This window comes from Anaeromyxobacter oryzisoli (genome assembly GCF_022690765.1).
GTDB lineage: Bacteria > Myxococcota > Myxococcia > Myxococcales > Anaeromyxobacteraceae > Anaeromyxobacter > Anaeromyxobacter oryzisoli.
In genome coordinates, this window is the sequence record NZ_JALCZA010000007.1 from 69706 (window position 1) to 85664 (window position 15959).

Annotated in this window: 10 protein-coding genes; 8 read left to right on the plus strand and 2 right to left on the minus strand. The window is 74.8% G+C overall.

The annotated features are described in order from the left end of the window. The 6 genes from MNZ27_RS04060 to MNZ27_RS23390 form a co-directional block, all read left to right on the plus strand. Nucleotides 1-1363 (plus strand): hypothetical protein (locus tag MNZ27_RS04060; RefSeq protein ID WP_277957550.1); only part of this gene is annotated, 1363 nt, incomplete at its 5' end. A 53-nt stretch (nucleotides 1364-1416) separates the two neighbouring features. Then, nucleotides 1417-2814, plus strand: coding sequence for a WD40 repeat domain-containing protein (locus MNZ27_RS04065; RefSeq protein WP_242392757.1), 1398 nt, complete (start codon nucleotides 1417-1419; stop codon nucleotides 2812-2814). After that, a complete protein-coding gene (locus MNZ27_RS04070) occupies nucleotides 2811-3299 on the plus strand; it encodes a hypothetical protein (RefSeq protein WP_242392758.1) in 489 nt (162 codons plus the stop codon). Before MNZ27_RS04065 ends, MNZ27_RS04070 begins: the two co-directional genes overlap by 4 nt. A 6-nt stretch (nucleotides 3300-3305) precedes the next feature. Beyond that, nucleotides 3306-5645, plus strand: a complete 2340-nt coding sequence (locus tag MNZ27_RS04075) for a YfhO family protein (RefSeq protein WP_242392759.1) — start codon at nucleotides 3306-3308, stop codon at nucleotides 5643-5645. Continuing rightward, the gene (locus MNZ27_RS04080) at nucleotides 5642-7972 is read left to right on the plus strand and encodes a YfhO family protein (protein WP_242392760.1); all 2331 of its coding nucleotides are present in this window, start codon (nucleotides 5642-5644) and stop codon (nucleotides 7970-7972) included. The genes MNZ27_RS04075 and MNZ27_RS04080 overlap by 4 nt, the downstream gene beginning before the upstream one ends. A 122-nt stretch (nucleotides 7973-8094) precedes the next feature. Beyond that, on the plus strand, nucleotides 8095-9441 hold the full coding sequence (locus MNZ27_RS23390; protein WP_277957551.1) for a B12-binding domain-containing radical SAM protein: 1347 nt from the start codon (nucleotides 8095-8097) through the stop codon (nucleotides 9439-9441). Between the two features lie 20 nt (nucleotides 9442-9461). Here MNZ27_RS23390 and MNZ27_RS04090 read toward each other — a convergent pair whose 3' ends face one another. Then, complete coding sequence (locus tag MNZ27_RS04090; protein ID WP_277957552.1) at nucleotides 9462-10970, minus strand: LuxE/PaaK family acyltransferase; 1509 nt, start codon at nucleotides 10968-10970, stop codon at nucleotides 9462-9464. 236 nt (nucleotides 10971-11206) lie between these two features. Further along, nucleotides 11207-11557, minus strand: coding sequence for a hypothetical protein (locus tag MNZ27_RS04095; protein WP_242392761.1), 351 nt, complete (start codon nucleotides 11555-11557; stop codon nucleotides 11207-11209). Between the two features lie 282 nt (nucleotides 11558-11839). On the opposite strand from MNZ27_RS04095, the gene MNZ27_RS04100 reads away from it, so the two are divergent. Both MNZ27_RS04100 and MNZ27_RS04105 read left to right on the plus strand, forming a co-directional pair. Further along, nucleotides 11840-14866 carry a PKD domain-containing protein gene (locus MNZ27_RS04100; RefSeq protein WP_242392762.1) on the plus strand — a complete coding sequence of 1009 codons (3027 nt, stop codon included), beginning with the start codon at nucleotides 11840-11842 and terminating at the stop codon, nucleotides 14864-14866. After that, nucleotides 14866-15951: a cytochrome c3 family protein gene (locus MNZ27_RS04105; protein ID WP_242392763.1), complete on the plus strand. Its 1086-nt coding sequence runs from the start codon at nucleotides 14866-14868 to the stop codon at nucleotides 15949-15951. Before MNZ27_RS04100 ends, MNZ27_RS04105 begins: the two co-directional genes overlap by 1 nt. The last annotated feature ends 8 nt before the right edge of the window (nucleotides 15952-15959 follow it).

Sequence of the window (15959 nt, forward strand, 5' to 3'; positions counted from 1 at the left end):
GGGGCGCGGTGGGGCCGGGGCCGGCCCCTCCGGCCCCCCCCCCCCTCGCGGGGCCCGGGGGGCGGGGGGCGCGCCCCCACGGAACTTCCAGTGGAACGGCCTCGTCCGCTTCGCCGGAGGGTGGTTCCAGAGCACCGACCTCCCGCGCACCTACGCGCCGACCTGGTTCCTCGCCACGCTGCCGGAGAGCTGGTTCGCCATCGCCATCGCCGGCGCGATCGCCGCCGTCGTCGCCTGGCAGCGTGACCGCATCCGACCCACGCTCGAGGCGGGCTGGCTCGATCCGGCGCTCGTCGCCGCGGCCGGGCTCGCGCCGATCGCCGCCGCCGCGATCCTGCGGCCGGTGCTCTACGACGGCGTTCGACATCTGCTGTTCGTGCTGCCCGCGCTCGCGGCGACGGCCGGTTGGGCGCTCTCGGCGGCGCTCGATCGGCTGCCGCGGCTCGTCGGACGCGCTGCGCTGGGCCTGACCGCCGCGCTCGCGGCTCTCGCCGTCGCGGACGCCGTCCGCCTTCACCCGTACCAGTACCTCTACTTCAACCGGAGCGTCGCCGGCGGCCTCGCCGGCGCCAGCCGGGATTACGAGCTCGACTACTGGGGCGCGACCGGGCGCGAGGCGATGGCCTGGGTCACCCGGAACGTCCCCCCGCGCGCCGGCGGACCGCTGTCCGTCGCGACGACGGCCGACCCCTGGGTCGCGTCGCACTGGATCGAGGGCGATCCCGCCCTGCGCTCGCGGTTCGTCTTCGAGCTCGGCGGGCCGCCGGACCTGCGGCTCGCCACGACCCGCTGGTTCGAGCACCGCTCGACCGGCAAGGTGCTCCACGTCGTGGAGCGGATGGGGGTCCCGCTCCTCTACGTCATCGAGACCGCGCCGGAGGGCGCCCCGCTCGTCCTCGAGGGCGGCGACCTCGCGGTGGCGCTGCCGCCGGCGCCCGGCTGGGGGGGAATGGCTCGCGTCGAGCCGGGGCTCGATCGCGCGGGGTATGCGCTCCGTCGACTCCGCGGAGCTCCGGCGCAGGCCGAGGCGTGGATCCTGACGCCGCGGAGCGGCGGCGTCCCGAGCCTCGAGGAGCTCAGAGGCGAGGTCGCCGGCGTCGCCGCGACGCTCCTCGGCGGCTCGCCCGGCGACTTCGACGCGCAGCCCGTGGTGGGGCCCGGTGCCAGCGGGTGGGTGGTGACGAGCGCCTTCGCGGCATCGCCGGGGGCCCCGTTCGTCGCGATCGCCGCGGCGCGGGTCGGTGGGGCGGCGCTGCTGCTCGTCGCTCGATACGAGGACGACCCCGAGGCCTCCTCGCGCGAGGTACTGGGTTGGCTGCGCGGGGCCCGGCTGGCCGACGCCGCGGAGCGGCGGCGCCCGTGACCGCCGCAGGGCTGCGGCGGTCCTTCTGATAGGATGGGCTCCGGCTTACCCCGATGACACCTCGCCTCCGCGGAAATCGTCTCGCCGGCCTCGTCTGGCTGTGCCTCGCCGCCTGCTCGACGAGAGACTCCGGGGCGCCGCGCGCTCCGGCCTCGGTGGCCGCCGCGGCCTCGGGCACGTCCCTCGTGCTCGCCACGATGCCGGAGAAGGCCACCGCCTCGGCGCCGGCGCCTTCGTCGCCCCCGGGGCTCGGGCTGCACTCGGCTCTTCCGCCCGGTCCTCCCGAGATCGTCTTCGCCGAGCGGAGCGGCGGCGTCGCCTACGTCGTGGACAAAGGGGACCGGTTCCAGGTCGTCCACGACGGCCGCGCGGGCAAGCCCTACCCGGTGGTCGGGGAGATCGCGCTCAGCGCGGACGGCCGGCGCTGCGCCCACGGGGCGATCGTCGACGGCAAGTGGCGGATGGTGGTGGACGGCGTGGAAGGGCGCCCGTTCGACACCGTCAGGTCGCCGGTGTTCAGCCCGGACGGCTCGCACGTCGCGTACCAGGCGATGTCCGGCGAGCGCTGGCACCTCGTCGTGGACTCGACCGTGAACCGCGGGACCCGCACCCGGTACCTGAACCATGAGTTCGGCGCCGACTCTGCCCGGCTCGCCTTCGTGGACGACGTCGACGATCGGGACCAGGGGCGGCTCGTGATCGGCGACCTGGGATCCAGGAAGCAGACGGTGGTGGCGTCCGGCGTCTCCGCCATGCTCCTCGACGCCGGGAGGTCACGGGTCGCGGCGGTCGTCACGACGGAGGGACGGCAGCGGGTCCTGACGCTCGCGCTCGACAGGCCCGATCGCGTCCTGAAGGGCCCGACCTACGACGCGGTTTCCGAGCTCGCGTTCGGGCCGGACGGCGAGTCGATCGCGTACGTGGCGGAGCGATCCGGTGAGCGGCGCGTGGTGCTCGACGACCGCGAGGCGTCCCTCGGCGCCGGCCACCTCGTCGGCCCGCCCGTGGTCATCCCGGGCAGGAAGGCGGTCGGGGTCCTCCTCGCGTCGCCGGACGGCTCGGTCGCCCTGCAGGAGCTCTTCGCGGAGCGCGGGCGCGGGGAGGCGCCGTACGACGAGGCCGAAGGGTTGGTCTACGCCGCGGACGGCCGGCTCCACGCTTACGCCGCGCGCCGTGGCGCGAGCTGGTTCGCCGTGCTGGACGGGAAGGAGGGGCCGCCGTTCGATCGCGTGGTGACCCCGGTGTTCAGCCCGGACGGACGTCTCCTGGCCTACCGCGCGCGGAAGGACGGCGCGCGGTTCGTGGTCGTCGCGGAGACCGGCGGAGGGGCGGTCAGACTTCATCCGGCGTATGAGCAGGTGTTTCCGGTCCGGTTCACGGCGGACGGGAGCTCCATCGCGTACGGCGTCAAGGACGGGCGGCAGCTCGTCTGGAAGGTGGAGCCGCCGTGATCCCGCTCCTCGTCCTCGTGGTGCTCGCGGCCGGGCCGAGCGGGCACGAGCTCGACGCCGGGAGGCTTCCGGTGTGCAGCAACCGGCTGGTCGGCTCCGTCGTCAGGCGCACCGGCTGCATGGTCGGCGACGGGAGGTGCTGGATCCGGAGCGGCGGCTTCTGCACCCATCACGTCGAGCGGCGGCTGGGCGCGAGCGGCCCCCTCGATGGGATGCGGCTCGAGCGCGTCGGCCCGGAGGACGTCAGGGCGGGAGACATCGCCGTGTTCAGCTCGCGAGCGCACTACGCCTACGTCGAGGCGGTCGTGAAGGACGGGAGGGGCAGGCCGATCGCGGTGGACGTCTCCGAGTACAACTTCGGCACCTGCTGGGTCGACAAGGAGTTCATGGTCACCGATCGGTACAAGCTCCTGCACCGGCGCAGGGGCATCGCCATGCGCGACGTGGACGGTGGGTTCCTGAGGGCTCGCCGCGGCGCCCGGTGATCCTCCGTGACGGGCGTCGAGGCTCCCACGCGAAGCCGCCGGCTGCGCGCGCTGGTCACCCGGGCCGGCGCGCCGGCGATCGTCGCGTGCGCCGTGCTGGCCCCGCTGGCCGTCCACTGGCTGGCGGGCAGGACCCTCGCCTGGTTCGACACCCAGCGGCTGTACGCCCCCCAGCGCTGGCTCGTGGACGAGGCCCTCCGCGCCTTCCGCCTGCCGCTCTGGAACCCGTTCATGGGCGGCGGGATGCCGTTCCTCGCGGACGCCATCCACGGCGTGCTGCACCCGGTGTCCGTCCTGACGGCATGGGTCGCGACCGCTCGGAGCGCCGACGTCCTGATCGGCGGGCACGTGGCCTGCGCCGGGCTCGGCGCCGCGCTGCTCGCGCGGGCGCTGGGGGCGTCCCGCGCCGGCGCGGCGGTCGCCGCCTTCGCGTTCGGCCTGTCGGGGTTCGTGCTCTCGATGGCCGGGAACCTCGTCTTCCTGGCCGGCGCCGGCAGCTTGCCGTTCTGCGTGGCCGGGCTGCGCCGCTTCGCGGTCGATCCCCGACCGTCGACGCTCGCCTTCGGCGCGGGGGGCGCGGCGGTGCTCGCCCTCTCCGGGGAAGCCCAGTCGCTGATGGTCGGCGGCGTCCTGGCCCTCGTCCTCGCGTGGGAGGGCGGGGGCTGGCGTGGCGCGGCGCGCGCGGTCGCCGCCGGGAGCGTCGGCCTCCTCCTCGCCGGCGTGCAGCTCGTCCCGTCGGCGGTCCACCTCCCGCGTAGCTTGAGGGCGGCCGAGACGTGGACGCCGGCGCCGGCGGTGTGGGCCTTCGAGCCGTGGCGCGCCCCGGAGCTCGTGCTGCCCGGGCTGCTCCACGGCCCCGACCCGTACGCGGATCCCGTCTACGAGGCTCTCGCCGGCCCCGGCCGTTCGCCGGCGACAGCCTTCCCCATGCCGTTCGCCGCCAGCGTGTTCGTGGGGCTCCTCCCGCTGGTGCTCGCGGCCATCGGCGTCCGCGAGGGACGGCGAGGGTGGGTTTTGGGGATCGTCGCGCTGGTGCTCCTCTGGATCGCGCTCGGCCCTGCGCTCGGAGCGAGCGCGATCCTCGGGCACGTGCCGCTCTGGAGGGCGTTCCAGTCCTCCGAGAAGCTGGTCGGTCCCCTGACGCTCGTGCTCGCGGCGCTCGCGGCGCTCGGCTTCGACCGCGTGCTCGAGCGGCGGGCGGGGACCTGGCAGGTGCTCGCCACCGCCGCCGTCCTCGGGATGGCGTCCATCGGCGCCTGCCACCTGGACGCGGCGGGGCTCGCGTCGCGCGTCGCGTCGGTCGCGGACGAGCGCATCGCCCGCGGGACGTGGCATGTGCTCGGCGCGGCGGGGGCGCTCGGGGGGTGGCTCCTCCTCCGCGACCGGCTCGGCGTCGCGGGCGCGAGGGCGGCGCTCGCCGCGCTCGCCTGGCTCGGGATGGCCGCGGCCTCCCCCACGGCCCTCCGCCCAGGGGATCCGGACACGCGGCTCCGTGCGCCGGCGGCGGCGCTCGCGGCGGAGCCCCCCGGTCCCCGGATCGCGACCCCGTACTTCCACACCGTGTACTCCGCGGATCCGGGGGCGGACCTCGCGGACGCCGCCGCGCGCGAGCACGCGTGGCTCGGGTACCCCGCGTACAACGTGCGCGCGAGGATCGAGTCGCTGAACGAGTACTCCGCGATGCCACCGCGGCGGCTCGCGGTGCTGGCCGCCGGCGACTGGAGGCACTGGCCGGCGGCGCCGAGGCGGTACGCGATCACCCACGTCGTCGTCGATCCGCCCCTCACGATGGCGGAGCGGGAGCTGTACGAGGCCGTGACGAGCGGGGGCAGGCGCGTCGAGTCCGTCCCCGGGCGGTACGAGGTCTGGGCCGTGCCGCATCGCGGGTGGGCCACGTTCCCGCGCGCGCTCCGCGCCGTCCCCGACGAGCGCGCCGCGCTCTCGCAGGCCGCCGCGGCCCTCGTCGGCGAGGACGCGCCCGTCGTGGTGGAGGCCTGGGGCCGGTTCGCGGCGGCGCCGGGGCGCGTGCTCTCGATCGCGCGCGGGCTCGAGTCCCTGCGCGTCGAGGCGGAGGCGGACGCCGACGCCACCCTCGTCGTCGCCGACGCGTGGTGGCCGGGGTGGGAGGCGACCGTGGACGGCGTCGCCGTGCCCATCTTCCGCGCGGACGCGCTCGTCCGCGCGGTCCGGTGGCCGGCGGGCCGGCACGTCCTCGAGATGCGTTACCGCCCGCCCGAGGTGCGGTGGGGGCTCGGTGTGACCGCGCTCGGCGTCGCGCTGACGGCGGCCTGGATGACGTTCCTCCGCCGGCGAGGCGCTGCGAATGCACCTCTGGAGCACGGATGAAGCTCGAGCGCGCCGACGGGGCGGGATGGCGGCTCTGGCCGGGCGCACGGGCCTGCTGCGCGCGCGCGGCTGCGCCCGCGATCGTGGCGTGCGCCGTGCTGGCGCCGCTGGCGGTACACTGGCTCGCGGGCCGGACGCTCGTCTGGTTCGACACCCAGCGGCTCTACGCGCCGGAGCGCTGGCTGGTGGACGAGGCGCTCCGCGGGTTCCGGCTGCCGCTCTGGAACCCGTTCATGAGCGGAGGGACGCCGCTCTTCGCCGACGGGATCCACGGAGTGCTGCACCCCGTCTCGGTCCTGACGGCGTGGCTCGGGACAGGGTGGAGCGCGGACCTCCTCGTCGGCGGGTACGTGATCTGCGCCGGGCTCGGCGCCGCGCTCCTCGCGCGCGACCTGGGGGCCTCTCGCGCCGGCGCGGCGGTCGCCGCGTTCGCGTTCGCGATGTCGGGGTTCGTCCAGTCGATGGCCGGGAACCTCGTCTTCCTGGCCGGCGCCGGCAGCCTGCCGTTCTGCGTGGCCGGGCTGCGCCGCTTCGCGGTCGAGCCGCGGCCGGCCCAGCTCGCCGCCGGGGCGGGGGGCGCGCTGCTGCTCGCGCTCTCCGGCGACTTCGAGTCGCTGATCGTCGGGGGCGGGCTGGCGCTCGTGCTGGCGTGGGAGGTCGGCGGCTGGCGTGGCGCCGCCCGCGCGGTCGCCGCCGGGAGCGTCGGCCTCCTCCTGGCGGCCGTGCAGCTCGTCCCGACCGCGGTGCACCTCTCGCGGTCCGAGCGCGCGGTGGAGACGTGGAACCGGATGCCGGCGGTCTGGGCGCTCGAGCCCTGGCGCGTCGCGGAGCTGGTCCTGCCCGGGCTCCTCTGGGGCCCGGATCCCCTGATGGACGTCGTGTACGCGGAGCTGGCGGGCCCCGGTCGCTGGATGGACGGGGGGCTCCCGCTCCCGTTCGTGGCGAGCGTGTTCGTCGGGGTAGTGCCGGTGGCGCTCGCCGTCGCCGGCGTTCGCGGAGGCCGCCGCGGAAGGCTCCTCGGCCTCGTCGCGCTGGTCCTTCTCTGGATTGCGCTCGGCCCGGCCCTCGGCGCCGACGCGCTCCTCTCGCACGTGCCCATCTGGCGATCGTTCCGATACGCGGAGAAGCTCGTCGGGCCGCTGACCCTCGTCGTCGCCGCGCTCGCGGGGCTCGGCGCGGACGAGGTCGTCGCGCGCCGCGTGACGGGGAGGTGGCTCTTCGCCGTCGCCGTCGCGATCGGGCTCGTGTCCGTCGGCGCCAGCTTCGTGGCGGGCTCGAGGCTGACGCCCGACGTCGCGGCGATGGCGAGGGACCGCGTCCTGCGGGGCGCGTGGCACGTGCTCTGCGCGGCGGGCGCGCTGGGGGGCTGGATCCTCGCCGGACGCCGGCTCGGCACGACCGGACGCGAGGTGGCGCTGGCCGCCGTCGTGTGGGGCGCGATGGCGGCGGCCTCCCCGGCGGCGCTCCGCCCCGGCGATCCCGCCGCTCGCCTCCGGTCACCGGGGCCGGCGCTGGCGGCGACGCCCCCGGGGCCGCGGATCGTGACGCCGTACACGTACGAGCCCCTCTCCGCCGGGCCAGCAGGGGACTGGATCGATCAGGCCGCGCGCGAGCACGCCTCGCTCGGGATGGTCGCCCACAACGTGCGCTCCAGGATCGACGCGTTCGACGACTACGGGGCCATGCTCCCGAGGCGGCCGGCGCTCCTCCAGGCGGCCTTCGGGCCGCGGTGGCCCGCGGCGGCGCGGCGCTACGGGGTGACGCACGTGGTGGTGTACCCGCCGCGATCGGAGCCGCACCGGGCGCTGCACGCGCTCGCGACGAGCGGCGGTACGCGGGTGCACTCCGGAGCGGGCCCCGGGGAGGTCTGGTCCGTCCCCCACCGGGAGTGGGCCAGCTTCCCGCCCGAGGTCCGCGTCGTCGAGGGTGAGCGGGCGGCCGTGCGGGGGACCGCGGCGTCGTTCATCGAGGGCAGCCCGGCGGTCGTCATCGAGGCCCCGAGCCGGTTCAGCGCCGCGGCCGGGCGCGTGCTCTCGATCGCGCGCGGGCTCGAGTCCGTACGGATCGAGGCAGGCTCCGAGGCCGACGCCACGCTCGTGGTCGCCGACGCGTGGTGGCCGGGCTGGGAGGCGACCCTCGACGGCCTCCCCGTGCCGATCTTCCGCGCAGACGTGCTCGTCCGGGCGGTGCGGTGGCCCGCCGGCCGGCACGTCCTCGAGATGCGTTACCGCCCGCCGGAGGTGCGGACGGGGATCATGGTGTCGGTGTTGGGGATCGCCGTGCTGGCGGGCTGGATCACGATCTCGCGCCGCGCGCCTTCACGCTGACACCCAGCCCTGCGCCAACTTGGCGCGGTCCGAGCTCGAGAGGGCTCGGGTATAGGTCCCGGGTCGCCGTAGGCGAGGCGCTCGCGTCTTGGCGAGCGGTTCTCCACGGACTGGAGCCCGGCATGAAGGTCACGTTGATCTCCCCCGAGTTCCCCTTCTCCGGGCGCGTGCCGATGGTGCCGCCCATCCTTGAGTACCTCGGGGCCCTCACCCTCCGCGAGGATCCGGAGGTCGAGCTCCAGCTCGTGGACGCGAACCAGACGCGCTTCACGCCCGAAGACGTCCGCGGCGAGCTCGTGGGGCTGAGCGTCTGGACGGCGACCGCGCCGTGGGTCTACCGGTTCGCCGACGCCTGCCGGGCGCGCGGGCTCCGGGTGGTGCTCGGCGGCATCCACGCGTCGGCGCTCCCGGACGAGGCGGCGCTGCACGCCGACGCGGTGGTCGTGGGCGAGGCGGAGTCGGCCTGGGGGGAGGTGCTGCGCGACGCGGCGTCGGGGCGGCTCCGCGCGCGGTACGACGGCGTGCGGCTGCCGCTCGCCGGGCTGCCGACGCCCATCGACGCGAAGCTCCGCGGGCAATACCACTTCCGCGCCTTCTTCACGATGCGCGGCTGCCCGTACCGGTGCTCGTTCTGCACCGTGCGCCGGTTCTTCGGCGACGACGTCCGTTACCGGCCGGTGGACGAGGTCGCCGCGGAGGTCGAGGCGCGGGCGGGATCGGTCTGGTTCAACGGGGACGACAACATCTGGGGCGCCGACCCGGACCGCGCGGTCGCGCTCTTCGACGCCATCGCGGCGGGCAGGCGACGCTCCTGGTACGGCTTCGGCGATCTGCGCAGCGTGCAGGGGCCGGAGGGGGAGCGCGTCCTGAAGGCGGCGCGGCGGAGCGGGCTGTACTCGGTCTGGGCGGGCTGGGAGACCGACTCCGCCGCGACCCTCGCTGGCTTCCGCGCGGAGGGGAAGCAGGGGAAGGACCGCGTCGAGGCGGTGAAGCGCATCCAGGGCGAGGGGATCGAGGTCGTCCTCTTCACGATGCTCGGCGCGCGGGAGGACGGGCTCGACGCGTTCCAGCGCACGCTGGAGCTGGCGGACCGGCTCCGCGTGGGGATCCACCCCGTGCTGGCGACGCCGCTCCCGGGGACGGAGCTGTACGAGGCGTACCGCCCGTACCTCGTCCCCGGCCTCGGCTGGGAGGCCTTCACCGGGGTCCGCGCCGTGTTCGAGCACCCGGATCCCGCCGCGAACCCGGAGCGGCGCGAGCGCGAGTACCACGAGCTGGTCCGCGAGCTCTTCCGGGCCTCGCGCATCGTCGATCGCCTGCGCGCCATCCCGCGGGCCGGGTTCCCACGGACGCACCTGCTCTCGCTCATGGCGGCGATCCCGATGAAGGTCGCCCTCGGGAAGGCACGGGCGGAGTGGCAGGCGACGCACGCGGCGGCCGCCGCGGAGCCTCCGCCGCCGCGTGCGTGAAGGCGCCCGGGGGCCCCGGCTCAGCGGGAGCCGGAGGAGGCCTTCGTCGCGGCCTTCGCGTCCTGCTCCGACTGCAGCCCCGCCGGGTGGTCCGCCAGCTTCTGCGTCCGGGCCTGCTCCTCGAACCACTCGAGGGGGCGCTCCGTCTGGTCCCGGAACGCCGCCAGCGACGCGTCCCGGAGGCTCGCCGCGTCGGCGTCGGCCTGGGAGACCAGGATCTCGTCCACCACCTGCGGGCAGGAGGCGACCGAGCCCGGGCGCGCCTCGATCTCCTCGCGGACGCTCGGCGCGGCCTTCGGATCCTTGGCCGCGAGCATCTTCAGCTCGATCGAGAAGTTCACGTACCGCTCGAGCATCCGGAACACGGCCGTGTCGCCCATCGCGCCCATCGGCTTCTCGTCCGGGAGCTTCGAGACCTTGCCGTTCTCCAGCTTGGCCCGGCCCACCATCTCGCAGGCGCGCCCGCCGTCGGTCGTGTAGCCGAGGTTGTCGGTGAGGACCGCGAGCACGGTCGGGACGTTGGCGAGGTCCCAGTGCGCGAGCAGCCCCACCTCGCCGTCGGGGAGCGGCCGGAGCGTGGCGACATCCATCGCGAGCACGCGCGACCACGGCGGCACCGGGCGCGTGCGCTGGCGGGGTGGCAGCCCCTTCACCTGCCGGCGGAGCGCGTCGTCGAAGAGGTTGGTCGCCGTCTCGGCCTCGCCGAGCACGTTCACGCAGTGGGTCGCCGGGACGCCGAGGATCTCCTCGACCATGGCGTAGTAGTCGTCGCGGGTCACGACGCCGAAGCGGCCGCGGTACCCGCCGCCGTCGCAGACGCGGCTGCCCGGCGGCAGCCTGAAGCGGAGCTTCTTCCTGCGGCAGGCCTGGAAGAAGTAGACGTAGGCCGACGTCGCGCCGATGAGCGCCACCGGGACGCCGCTCGCCTCTGATTCCCGGAGCGCCTTCAGCAGCCCGCTCACGTCGACGCCGGTCCGCCCGAGGAGGAACTGGCTGTCCGGCGTCCCGAAGGCGCGCCGCGTCTGGTCCATCCCGATGGCCATCCCCATCGACGGGGCCAGCTCCGGGCTCGGCGCCAGGATGAGGATCCGGCACCGCTTTTCGGCCTCGAGGTCCGGGAAGAGGTAGGTCCCCGTCATCGCCCGGTTCGCCGCGAAGACGAGGCGCTTGCCGTCCTCGTCGCGGAAGATCCGCCCGCGCTGCGTGAGGCTCGTCGTCCCGCCCGTCAGGCAGCCCATGACCGCCTGCTCCAACGGGAAGGACGCGACGAGGTGGGTCTTGAAGACGTCGTTGTAGACCGTCGGGACGTCCTGCCACCGCTCGACGTCGCCCACGCGGACCTTCTTCGCGTCGCAGAACTCGCGGAAGATCGCGTTGGTCTCGTACTGGAGCGCGAACAGGCGCAGGGCGTACGCGTCGAAGTCGAACCGCTCGACCTCGACGCCCGCCTGGATGAAGCCGAGGACGTCCTCCGTGATCCGGCGGCGCTCCTCGACGGCGCGAGCTGAAGCGGCAGGGGGAAGCGTCATCTGGATGTCCTCCTTCATCACCGCGACCGGGGGCGGGGGCGAGGTGCGGATCTCCGTATCACCCTGCGTCCGCGGCGGTCAAATTGGCCTGGAATTGCGCGAGCCTGCGAGGCGAGCACCTGCACGGTCCGCGGGCAGGCGAAGACGGCGCGAGCCGCTCGACGCGAACGAGCGTTCACGGTGAAGCCGCCGACTCGATCGGCGCGATCGCGGAGGCGAGAGAGAGGGCGACGGGATCACCCGTAGACCAGCGCCACCTGCCACGCCGTCCCCGCCGCGAAGACGACCCCAAGCAGCGCGTGCTTGATCTTGAGGAGCCGGATCCGGTCGCGCTCGACGTCGCCGGTCCAGCCGAACGCCTTCCAGGAGAGCATCCGGAAGACGCCGGTCAGGGCGATGGTGGCGAGGCTCGCCCACGTGAGGAGGAGGAACTTCCGCTCCAGCCCCGGGACGAGCGCACCGGCGAGGAGCCACTCGGGCTTTCGCGCCTCGGCGTGCAGCACGGTGAGCAGGACCAGCGTCCCGATCCAGGTGCCGGTGGCCACGTCATGAAGGAAGGCATTGAAGATGGTGAGCTTGTCCCTCATCGGGGTGCACGGTAGCACGCCCCTCGACGTTGACGGACGCGCAGCTATTCACGCGGCGTGCCGAGGGGTGCGCGATTTGACGCAGGCTGCGGCAAAACGCCCAAGGCGCCAAGCCTCAACGCGAGAACCTCGATCGAGGTACATCAGCGAAAACGAGTAATTCCGTGAGGATGTACCCGGTGCCGCAACTGAAATGTCACAGTTCACGGGTGCGGCATGGTGTCGCAGTTGCAGGCGGCCACGGATATGAAGACCAGGGCCGCTCTGGCGACACCTCTGGCGTTGGCGTCGGCGTTCGCGCTCCTCCCTGCCCGGACCGCGGCGATGGGGCTGAGCTGGGGGGGGACCCCGCCGACCGTCAGCCCGCCGTCGGTGACCTCGCCCGTCGCGGCGAACGGCGCCGCGACGATCAGCTGCGCGGCGCAGGACTCGAGCCTCGTCACCGGCCTCTCGGTCACGGTGAGCGGCGGGGCGCTCGACGGCGGCGGCACGACCGAGGCGCTGTCGATCGCCCCGGCCGGCGCGGTCACCGGGACGGCGACCTGGGTCGCCCCCGCGGCGGGACCGGCGACGATCACGTGCTCAGCGACGAACTCGAGCAACCTGTCTGCCTCGTCGTCGCTCGCGGTGACCGTCGCGGCGCCCACGCCCTCGGTCGTGATCGACGCGCTGACCGGTCCCACCGCGCCGGTGCTGGTCGGCGCCGCGGTGCCCCTCCAGGCCTCCGCCCACGATCCGTCCGGCGGGACCCTGAGCTACGCGTGGTCCGCCTCGGCGGGGACGATCCAGTCCTCCGGGGCGTCGGCCACCCTGACCGCACCGCAGGCGGCGGGGACCGTCACCGTGACCCTCACGGTGAGCAGCACGAGCGGGAGCGCCGCCGCGACGGGCACCTCGAGCTTCTCCGTCATCCTGGCCGCGAGCCAGGGGACGCTCGGCGACGCGCTCCTCGGGCCTCACCGGCTGGCGCGCGGGCCGGAGGGCTACCTCTATGTCGTGGACGGGCAGGGCGGGCTCCACGTCCTGACGGCGAAGGGCGAGCCCATGGGGACGGTGCCGCTCCCGGACCGCGCCCTCGCGGTCGCCGCGACGGCGGGCACGGCGTTCGTGTCCACGGTCGGCGGGAAGATCCTGCGCGTCGATCCCGTGGCGGCGCGGGTCGTCGGGGCGCTGGACGTCGGCTATGCGCTCGGGCCCATGGGGCTCGCCTTCGACCCGACGACCCAGCTGCTCTGGCTCGCCGAGCGGGACGCGGGGCAGCTCCGGGCGATCCGGCTCGACGGGACGACCGTGATGGTGGCGAACCGCGCGGGCGGGACCCCGCTCGCCGGCGTGAGCGACGTCGCGATCGACGCGGCTTCCGGCCTGGTCTGGGTCGCGCTCGACTACAACCCCGGCGGCGCGATGGCGCACGCGTTCAAGCTGAGCGACGCCAGCTACGCGAGATCCATCCTCGGCGGCGGGACGGCGGCGAACCAGGTCACGCGGGCGGGCGGCATCGCGGTGGACGCGACGGGCCGGGTCCTCGTCTCCGACGTGTACGCGGGGAACGTGCAGGTGACGAGCGGCGCGGGCGTCTATCTCGGCGCCCTCGGCAGCTTCGGCGCCGGCCCGGGGGAGCTGCGCCAGCCGGCCGGAGTGCTCGCGCTCCCGACCGGCGACGTCCTCGTCGCCAACTCCGACGACGGCAGGCTGGAGCGGTACGGGACGGGCGCGTCGCTCCCGGCCTGCCTGGCCGACGGATGGGTCGACTCAGACTGCGACGGGATGCCGGACGCGTGGGAGCTGGCGTACGGCCTGAACCCGTACTGGGCGGGGGACGCGCTCCTCGACCACGACGGCGACGGGCTCACGAACCTCCAGGAGTTCCAGGCGCACACGAACCCGCGGCTCGCGGACACGGACGGCGACGGGTACCCGGACGGTTGGGAGCTCGCGAACGGGTTCGACCCGACCAATTCCAACGACCATCGCCCGGTGGTGAGCGTGTCGGGTCCGAGCGAGGTGAACCCGGGCTTCGTCCGCCTGTCGGCGGTGGCGTCCGGGACCGGGACCTGCGGGGTCGCCTGGAAGCAGGTGAGCGGCCCGAAGCTCGCGCTCGGGATCTCGAACGGCTCGGCCACGTTCGTCGCGCGCCAGGCCGCGACGTACGCGTTCCAGGCGGTGGCGACGTGCTCCGGGATCGCGAGCGCGCCGGCGCGCCTCGCGGTGGTGGTGCGGGACGTGCCGCCGGTCGCCGAGCCGGGGCGGATCCAGGTGCTGCGGCCGGGCGGTCGGATCGGGCTCGACGCGCGCTGGTCGAGCGACGCGAACGGCGGCGCGCTGACCTTCCTGTGGGACCAGACGCTCGGGACCCCGGTGCTCGCCTCGCAGCCGGGCGGCTTCGTGACGGCGCCGGAGCGCGGGGTGGGACTGTACGGCTTCCAGGTGACGGTCACCGATCCCGCGGGCAACGCGTCCGCGGCGGAGGTCCCGGTGCTGGTGACCGGCGGCCCGGCGCCGACGGCGATCGCGGTGGCGATCCCGGCGGAGGGAGAGGTGGGGAGCACGGTCGCGCTCGACGCGAGTGCGAGCTTCTTCGGGACGGTCGTCCGGTGGAGCCAGGTGTCCGGGCCGGTGGCGGAGCTCGGCGGCGCCGACACGCCGGTGGCGTGGTTCGTCCCCTCGGCCGCGGGCCGGTACGTCTTCGAGGTCCAGGTGGCGAACGACGAGCTCCGGTCGCCCCCGGCGCGGGTCGAGGTGTTCGTGGCGGAGGCGGGGCAGGGGCTGCCGACGGTCACGGCAGCCGCGTCGTCGGTGGTCGGGGTGGGGACGCCGGTCTCGCTGGAGGCGACGGCGAGCGGCGGGGCCGTCGAGTACGCCTGGAAGCAGGTCGCGGGCCAGGCGGCGGGGCTGAACGACGCGGACCGGGCGACGGCAACGGCGGTGGCGTTCGCGCCGGGGTTCTACGTGTTCGAGGTCTCGGTGAAGGAGGGGGCGGCGGAGAGCCGACCGGCGCGGGTGGCCTTCGAGGCGCGCACGGCGGGCCACGCGATCCCGCGGGCGCGGGCGACGAGCCCGACGCCGGCGCCGGCGATGGTGGGGCAGCTCGTGCTGCTCGACGGGCGCGGGAGCGTGGGGGCGAGCCGCTACCGGTGGACCCAGGTCGCGGGGCCGTGGGTGGTGCTGCAGGCGCCGGCGGAAGCGGTGACGGCGTTCCGGCCGCACGCCCCGGGCCGGTACGCGTTCGAGCTCGAGGTGGACGACGGGACGGCGCGCAGCGCGCCGGCGCGCGTCGAGGTCGTCGTCACGAAGGGTGAGGTGAAGTGATGCGCGCGCTCCGACTTTTCGCGGCCCTCGTCGCGCTAGCGGGCCCGCTCGTCGCACGGGCGACGGACGCGCCGCACGCGGCGTCCGTGATCCAGAACTCGACCGGCTGCGAGGACTGCCACATGCTGCACTTCGCGGTCGGGCCCACCTTGACGAAGCAGGCGGACAACTTCACCGTCTGCACGAGCTGCCACAACAACCTGGCCGCGAGCTTCACCTTCGGCGGCAAGTGGTACTCGTCCGACCAGGGGACGCCCGGGGCCGGCGGCCACTCGCACCACTGGAACACGAGCACGACGAACGCCACGTACGGCGCCACGCCGCCGACGAGCAGCGCGCTCTCGAGCTACACGCCGGGCAACGTCCTCCAGTGCTCCACCTGCCACGATCCGCACCCGGCGAGCGCCGCCAACGCGCCGGCGAACGTGCACGTCTCGGTGGCGACGGGCACCGCGCTCGCGCAGAGCGGCGGCGCCACCTCCGGCGCGACGATGACGCTCGCGGTGGGGGCGACGCCCGTCCCGAACGGCTACCGGATCCAGATCGGCCCGGCGGCGAACCAGTTCCAGGTGTCGCACAACGCCCGGTACCAGAGCACGACCTCGGTGACCTGGACCTCGACCTACACCATCACCGCGGCCAACACGGCAATCCCGCTCTCGGCGGCGGGGGACGACCCGGCGCTCAGCGTGACCTTCAGCACGATGCCGACCGCGACCGGCGGCTACTGGGACTTCTACGTGTCCTATCCCTTCCTGCGGATGGCGGCCGGCGAGGGCGAACTCTGCGTGAGCTGCCATGCGGCCCGGAACCAGACGCACACGGACGTCGAGTCCTCCACGACGTACGGCTGGGGATCCGGCAAGCCCTTCAGCCACCCGGTGGGCGAGGCGCCCAACGCGAACGGGGGAGGGTACGACCTCTCGACGCCGCTCGACGTGAACGGCGCGGTCCAGGGGGCGGCGGGGAAGGACGCGAACGCGACGAACGATCTCCTCCTGTCGCCGACCGGCAAGGTCACGTGCGTGAGCTGCCACGCGGCCCACAACGCGGACTCGAACTCGCAGACGGTGGATGCGCGCTGACGCGGGCC

What these genes read in the sequence shown, in the direction of transcription:
- MNZ27_RS04065 (WP_242392757.1), top strand. Translation starts at nt 1,417, where the DNA reads ATGACACCTCGCCTCCGCGGAAATCGTCTCGCCGGCCTCGTCTGGCTG.
- MNZ27_RS04080 (WP_242392760.1), top strand. Translation starts at nt 5,642, where the DNA reads ATGAAGCTCGAGCGCGCCGACGGGGCGGGATGGCGGCTCTGGCCGGGC.
- MNZ27_RS23390 (WP_277957551.1), top strand. Translation starts at nt 8,095, where the DNA reads ATGAAGGTCACGTTGATCTCCCCCGAGTTCCCCTTCTCCGGGCGCGTG.
- MNZ27_RS04090 (WP_277957552.1), bottom strand. Translation starts at nt 10,970, where the DNA reads ATGACGCTTCCCCCTGCCGCTTCAGCTCGCGCCGTCGAGGAGCGCCGC.
- MNZ27_RS04095 (WP_242392761.1), bottom strand. Translation starts at nt 11,557, where the DNA reads ATGAGGGACAAGCTCACCATCTTCAATGCCTTCCTTCATGACGTGGCC.
- MNZ27_RS04105 (WP_242392763.1), top strand. Translation starts at nt 14,866, where the DNA reads ATGCGCGCGCTCCGACTTTTCGCGGCCCTCGTCGCGCTAGCGGGCCCG.